The sequence below is a fragment of the Microbacterium enclense genome (assembly GCF_004022425.1).
GTDB classification, from domain to species: Bacteria; Actinomycetota; Actinomycetes; order Actinomycetales; family Microbacteriaceae; genus Microbacterium; species Microbacterium enclense_A.
Window position 1 is genome coordinate 1 of the sequence record NZ_RBZY01000089.1, and the last position, 7,256, is coordinate 7,256.

5 protein-coding genes are annotated in these 7,256 nt (G+C 70.1%); all 5 read left to right on the forward strand.

The window, feature by feature from the left end; genetic code table 11:
* The first annotated feature begins 44 nt into the window (after positions 1–44).
* Positions 45–929 (forward strand): carbohydrate ABC transporter permease, encoded by an 885-nt coding sequence (locus tag D8Y23_RS15595; protein ID WP_128218975.1) that lies wholly within the window; start codon positions 45–47, stop codon positions 927–929.
* Between the two features lie 6 nt (positions 930–935).
* Positions 936–1,829, forward strand: a complete 894-nt coding sequence (locus D8Y23_RS15600; protein WP_128218976.1) for a carbohydrate ABC transporter permease — start codon at positions 936–938, stop codon at positions 1,827–1,829.
* Positions 1,826–2,866: an NAD(P)-dependent alcohol dehydrogenase gene (locus D8Y23_RS15605; protein ID WP_128218977.1), complete on the forward strand. Its 1,041-nt coding sequence runs from the start codon at positions 1,826–1,828 to the stop codon at positions 2,864–2,866. Before D8Y23_RS15600 ends, D8Y23_RS15605 begins: the two co-directional genes overlap by 4 nt.
* Positions 2,863–5,448, forward strand: a complete 2,586-nt coding sequence (locus D8Y23_RS15610) for a glycoside hydrolase family 78 protein (protein WP_128218978.1) — start codon at positions 2,863–2,865, stop codon at positions 5,446–5,448. Before D8Y23_RS15605 ends, D8Y23_RS15610 begins: the two co-directional genes overlap by 4 nt.
* A gap of 218 nt (positions 5,449–5,666) precedes the next feature.
* Positions 5,667–7,256: proton-conducting transporter membrane subunit (locus D8Y23_RS15615; RefSeq protein WP_275087518.1), on the forward strand; the 1,590-nt coding region annotated here is incomplete at its 3' end.

Below are 7,256 nucleotides of genomic sequence, written 5' to 3' on the forward strand. Positions count from 1 at the left end.
CGACCACCGTCGCCCCCGCCTCTCCTCCCTCCGAAGGAATCCCCATGCACAAAGTCCTCGGCGACCGCCGCGCCATCGCCCTGCTGCTCGGGCCCGCGCTCCTCGTCTACACCCTCGTCATGCTCATCCCCGTGGTGTGGTCGCTCGGGTACACCCTGTTCGAGGGCAACGCCATCTCGGGGTTCGAGTTCGTCGGCGTCGACAACCTCGCGCGCCTGTTCACCGATCCGCGGGTCGCCGAAGCTCTCCGCTTCACTCTGCTCTACGCCGTGATCATCACCGTCGGGCAGGTGCTGCTCGGCTACCTGTTGGCGCTCTTCTACGTCTTCGTGCTCCGCAACCGCGGCAGCGTCGTGCGAACGCTGGTCTTCTTCCCCGTCATCATCCCCACGGTGGCGGTGGCGCTCATGTTCCAGAAGCTGTTCGAAGTGGCACCGCAGACCGGGCCGGTGAACGGCCTGCTGAACGTCTTCGGGGTGGCATCCATCGACTGGTTCGGAAGTCCCGTGAGCGCGATCGTGGTCCTCGTCATCATGGATCTCTGGCGCTCGATGGGCTTCTATGCCGTGCTCCTCTATACGGGGCTGCTCGACATACCTGACGACATCATGGAGTCGGCCCGACTCGACGGCGCGAACGGCTGGCGCATGGTGCGCAGCATCGTGCTCCCCCTGTCGCTGCCGGTCCTGCTGTCGTCGATCATCTTCTCGATCAACGGCACCCTCAAGGTCTTCGACTCGATCGTCGCCCTGACCAACGGGGGCCCGGGGACGGCGACCACCCCGCTGACCCTGTACATGTTCCAGACCTCGTTCAGCTACGGCGAGTACGGCTACGGCGCCTCGATCGCGCTGCTGCTGACCGTCCTGTGCCTGATCGTGACCGTCTTCATCTTCCGGTCGTCTCGTCGCGACGTCACGAAGGGCTGATCCCGTATGTCCACCGCCACCCTTCCGAAATCGCCGGAGCAGCTGCGCACCCGCCGCCGTCCTGCTCCGCGCGCGGGCTCCGTGCGCCGCATCCCGGGCACCGTGCTCATCGTGCTGCTGGTCGCCATCGAAGTGCTGCCGTTGCTCTGGCTCCTCATGAACTCGTTCAAGAGCCAGGACGAATTCCTCAACGCCCCGACGTGGGCGCTGCCGCGCGAGCTGAACCTGCAGAACTACGTCGATGCGTGGGTCACCGGCAACATCGGTCAGTACCTCGGCAACAGCGTGGTTGCGGTGTTCCCTGCACTGGCCCTCATGCTGCTGCTCGGCGTGGCCGCCGGATTCGTGCTCGAGGTGATGGTGTTCCGCGGTCGCGGAGGCATCCTGCTCCTGTTCCTCGCGGGCATCATGGTGCCCGGGCAGATGATCCTCCTACCCCTGTTCTCGGTGTACTTCCAGGCTGGGATCACGGGGTCGCTGTGGCCGCTGATCATCACATACACGGCGACGGGTCTCCCTCTCACGGTCTTCATGATGGCCACATATTTCCGCGCGATTCCGCGCGAGGTGTTCGAGGCGTCCACGCTCGACGGCGCGTCGATCTTCCGCTCGTTCTTCTCCGTCGCGCTCCCGATGGCGCGCAACTCGATCGTCACGGTCGGGTTGGTGCAGTTCTTCTTCTTCTGGAACGACCTGCTCATCGCCCTGACCTTCACCAATTCCTCGCAGCTGCGAACGGTCCAGGTCGGCCTCCTGAACTTCACCGGGCAGTTCGGCGCGACGCAGTACGGGCCGCTCTTCGCGGCGATCTGCATCAACGTGTTCGGCATTCTCGCGATCTACCTCGTGCTCAACCAGCGCATCATGGCGGGCCTGGCCAGTGGCGCGGTGAAGGGATGACGGTCCCGGCGACCCTGCGCGCCGCCGTGATGACGGCGGTCGACACGACCGTCGTCGAGACCCGACCCGTCCCTGCGCTCGCTCCGCACGAGGTCCTCGTCGAGATCCGCGCCGTCGGCGTGTGCGGCTCGGACGTCCACTGGTATCGCGACGGGCGCATCGGCTCGACCCGAGTCGAGGATCCGCTCGTGCTCGGACACGAGGCATCCGGGGTCATCGTCGCGGTCGGAGCCGACGTCTCCGACGCCCGCGTCGGGCGGCGCGTCGCGCTCGAACCCGGCGTCCCGTGCGGGGTCTGCGCGCAGTGCCGGAAAGGACGCTACAACCTCTGCCCCGACGTGCGGTTCTTCGCGACCCCTCCCATCGACGGGGCGTTCGCGACCCACGTCGCCGTCGCGTCCGACTTCGCGCACGACGTGCCCGATGCGCTGGACGACGACGAGGCCGCGCTCATCGAGCCGCTCGCCGTCGCGCTCTGGGCGGTGCGCAAGGCGGCCGTCGGCATCAGCGATCGCGTGCTGGTGAGCGGCGCGGGACCGGTCGGGCTGCTCGTTCTGCAGGTCGCGCTCGCCGCCGGCGCGGAGGTCTGCGTGAGCGACGTGTCCGCGGAGCGTCTCGCCGTGGCGGCGGACCTGGGCGCGTCGACGACGGCCGATCCCCGGACCGACTCGCTGCCCACCGACCGCACGGTGCTCATCGAGTGCTCGGGTGTCGCCGCGGCGACCCGCGCGGGCATCCAAGCTCTGGAGCCGGCCGGTCGCGCCGTGCTCGTGGGGATGGCCGCGAACGGCGCAATCACGCTGCCGCTCGACGTGCTCCAGTCGCGCGAGATCGTTCTGACGGGCACCTTCCGCTACGCGAATCAGTACCCGGATGCCATCGCCCTCGCCGCGAGCCGACGGGTGAATCTGCGCCGTCTCGTGACCAGCGTGCATCCGCTCGGCGGCGTCCACGACGCCCTCCTTCTCCCCGGGCGCGATCGCTCGGCCCTCAAGCCCATGGTTCACCCGCAGCAGGATGAGATGACCACCGCATGACCGTAGACGTATCCCCCCTCACGTTCGAACACCTCCGCGACGCCCTCGGCATCGGCGTCGCCACGCCGCGGATCTCGTGGAAGACCGAGGCTCCCGCCGGATGGCGGCAGACCGCGTATGAGCTCGAGATCACGACCGACCGCGGCGTCGAGACGTCCGGCATCGTGCCGAGCGCGGAGTCGGTGCTGGTCGACTGGCCCTTCGCGCCCCTGGCCTCGCGCCAGCCGGCGACCGTGCGCGTGCGCGTGATCGGCGACGACGAGGAGGCATCCGACTGGTCTCCGGCCTCGCGCGTCGAGGCGGGACTCATGGATGCCGAGGACTGGATCGCCGGTGTGGTCGGCCCCGCGTGGGACGAGGAACCCGAAGCGCTGCGGCATCCGCCCCGCGTCCGTCGCGCGTTCGAGGTCGCGTCGGAGGTCCGCCGCGCGCGCCTGTACGTGTCGGCGCACGGTCTGTACGAGGTCGAGATCAACGGCCGTCGGGTCGGTGACGACGCGCTGTCGCCGGGCTGGACCGTCTACGGCGAGCGGCTGCGGTACTACACGTACGACGTCACCGACCACCTCCGCGAGGGCGCGAACGCGATCGGCTCGTGGCTCGCCGACGGCTGGTACCGCGGGCGCCTGGGGTTCCACGGCGGCTACCCGAACCTGTACGGCAGCGACATCGGCCTCATCGCGCAGCTCGAGATCGAGCACGTCGACGGGACGCGCTCGGTCGTGGCGACGGATGCCGAGTGGGAGGCGGCGCTGAGCCCGATCGTGTCCACGGGCCTGTACGAGGGCGAGCACTTCGACGCGCGGCTGGACGGCCCCGACTGGGCGACGGCAGAGGACCCGGCCTGGACGCCGGCGCGGCTGCTGCCGGTCGATCACGCCACGCTCGTCGCCCCAGAGGGTCCGCCGGTGCGCTGCACCGAGGAGCTCGCCCCCGTCGAGGTGACGCGGTCGTCGACCGGCGCCTGGATCCTGGATTTCGGCCAGAACATCTCAGGGCGGCTACGTCTGTCCGTGGATGCCGAGGCGGGTGCGGTCATCACCCTCCGCCACGCCGAGGTGCTGCAGGACCGGGAGTTGTACACCCGGCCCCTACGGGGAGCCCAGGCCACCGACGTGGTCGTCGCCGACGGCGGACACCTCGAGTGGGAGCCGCGCTTCACGATCCACGGCTTCCGCTACGCCGAGGTCGCGGGCTGGCCGGGCGACATCGCCCCGGGTGCGATCACGGCCCGTGTGTACCACACCGACATGGAACGCACGGGCTGGTTCTCGTCGTCCGATCCTCTGCTGAATCGCCTGCACGAGAACGTCCGGTGGTCGATGCGCGACAACTTCGTCGACATCCCCACCGACTGCCCGCAGCGCGACGAGCGGCTCGGCTGGACCGGTGACCTGCAGGTCTTCGCACCGGCGGCATCCTTCCTCTACGACTGCTCCGGCATGCTGCGATCGTGGCTGCGCGACGTCGCCGTGGAGCAGCTGCCGGACGGCACCGTGCCCTGGTACGTCCCGGTGATCCCCGGTGGCGAGGAGTGGACACCGATCCGCCCGGGCGCCGCGTGGGGCGACGTCGCGGTGCTGACACCGTGGACGCTGTATCGCCAGTTCGGCGACGCGCGGATCCTTCGCGATCAGTACGACTCGGCCCGCAAGTGGGTCGATCTCGTCGCCCAACTGGCCGGACCGTCGCGCCTGTGGAACACCGGCTTCCAGCTCGGCGACTGGCTCGACCCGGCCGCCCCGCCGCACGATCCCGCGGATGCCACGACCGACCGCTACCTCGTCGCGACGGCGTACTTCGCGTGGTCGAGCCTGCACCTGGCGAAATCCGCCGAGGTGCTCGGCCGGGCCGAGGACGCCGCGAAGTACGCGCGCCTGGCCGCGGAGGTTCGCGAGGCCTTCCGCGGGGAGTACGTCACGGCATCCGGACTGCTCAGCAGCGACGCGCAGACCGCGTACGCGCTGGCGATCGAATTCGAGCTGTACGCCGACCTCGCAGAGCGCGACGTGTGGGGTGCGCGCCTGGCCGAACTGGTCCGCGCCGGCGGTAACCGCATCGCGACGGGCTTTGCGGGAACGCCGCTCATCACCGACGCGCTGACGCGGTCGGGGCACGTCGACACCGCGTACGACCTGCTGCTCGAGAAGGAGTGCCCGTCGTGGATGTACACGGTGCTCTCGGGCGGTACGACGACGTGGGAGCGGTGGGACAGCCTGCTGCCCGACGGCACGGTCAACCCGGGTGGCATGACCTCCTTCAATCACTTCGCCCTCGGCGCGGTGGCCGACTGGATCCACCGCACCGTCGGCGGTCTGGCGCCGCTCGAGCCCGGATACCGGAGGATCGCCTTCGCCCCGCGACCGGGCGGTGGGTTGACCCACGCGTCGGCGGAGCACGAGACGCCGTACGGGCGCGCGGCGATCGCGTGGCGGATCGAGGACGGTGAGATGCGGGTCGAGGTGCGCGTGCCCACGGGCACGACCGGCGTGGTCGACCTGCCCGACGGCCAGGTCTTCGAGGTCGAGCCAGGAACGCACACGTTCACGTCGTTGGGGGCCATGGTCGTCGGAGTTCACTGAGCTCCGCGCCCGAAGGAGCGCGTCGCGCGACGCCCGACGACGTCTTGTCAAGCCCAGGGGGCGCCCAGGGACCGTTCATACCGCGCTGCTAGCGTGGACAGTCGGAGCGCCGGGAAGTCTGGTCGGCATAACTGTGTCGCGCGACCCTTCGGAGCATCCATGCCCAGACCGGCCTGCCCCCTGCCCTTCCCGCTCCGTTCTCCCGACGGCGGGCGCCGGTGACCCTTCTCGGCGTCGTCGGCCTCGCGTGGGCGACGGCCCTGGTCGCGCCGCTGGCCACCCGGTATCTGCGCCGCTTCGCGGGGTGGGCGATCGCCGCTCTCCTCGTCGGGGTCCTCGGCCTCCTCCTGTCGGTGCACGCGGCGGTGGGGGATGCCGCGGAGGTGTGGCCGTGGGTGCCCTCGGCCGACATCGCCCTGCGGTTGCGCATCGACGGCCTCGGGTTCCTCTTCGCCGTGGTGGTCCTCGGTATCGGCGCGATCGTCATGGTGTACTCGACCTCGTACCTCCGCGCCCCCCGGTCGCGTGGGTTCTACACCCTGATGGCGGCCTTCGCCGCGGCCATGCTCACGCTCGTGCTCGCCGACGACCTCGTCGTGCTGTTCGTGGCGTGGGAGCTGACGACGCTGTGCTCGTACCTGCTCATCCTCCGCTCCGGTCCCTCCGCGCGTGAACCCGCGACGCGCACGCTGATCGTCACGGCCGCGGGCGGTCTCTCGCTGCTCGGCGCCGTGGTGCTGATCATCGTGCGCACCGGGACCTCCGATCTCACGGCGGCGCTCGCCAGCGACGCGTGGACCTCCGACCCCGCGTTCGCCACCACGGCCGCGGTGCTCGTCGCCGTGGCGGCCATGACGAAGTCGGCCCAGTTCCCGTTCCACGCCTGGCTTCCGGATGCCATGGTGGCCCCCGCCCCGGTCAGCGCCTACCTGCACGCGGCGGCGATGGTCAAAGCGGGCATCTTCCTCCTGCTCCTCTTCGCCCCCGCGGCATCCGCTTCCCCGGTGTGGCCGGTCCTGCTGATTGCGGGAGGCCTGTTCACGGCCGTGATGGGCGGGGCGTTCGCGGTGCAGGTGACCGATCTGAAGAAGCTCCTCGCCTACTCGACGATCAGTCAGCTGGGCTTGCTCGTGGCCCTCATCGGCATCGGCACGCCCGCGGCGATGACCGCGGCGACCCTGCACGTCATCGCGCACGCCCTGTTCAAGTCGGCGGCGTTCATGGGCGTCGGCCTCATCGAGCGGCGCACGGGAACGCGCGACATGCGCGAGCTGAGTGGTCTCGCGCGCGCCAAGCCGTGGGACGCGGCGATGGTGGTGCTGGCGGGGCTGAGCATGGCGGGGGCGCCCGTGCTCGTCGGGTTCGTCAGCAAGGAGCTCATGTTCGAGGCGTACCTCGACGCTCCCTTCCCCGCGCCTCTCGGCGTGGTGCTGACCGGCGTGCTCGTACTCGCCGCGGTGCTCACGGTGGCCTACAGCACCAAGCTGCTCCTGCCGATCTTCCGCGGTCACCCCATGGACGTCGCGCCGTGGCGCTCGTCGGCCGCGATGTCGGTCTCGGTGAGCGCGGTCGCTCTCGCCGGCCTCGCGCTGGGGCCCGCGGTGCCGGTGCTCGAGGATCTCGTCCGCCCGGCGGCCGCGGATGCCGCGGGCGTCGACATCGATCGGATCGGCGACCTGTACCTGTGGCACGGGATCAACACGGCGCTGCTGCTGTCGATCGGGGCGATCGTCGCCGGAATCGCGCTCGGGCTCGCCTACGAGCGGCGGCGCCCGCGACCACGGGTCACGCCCGTGACCGGGGTCGGG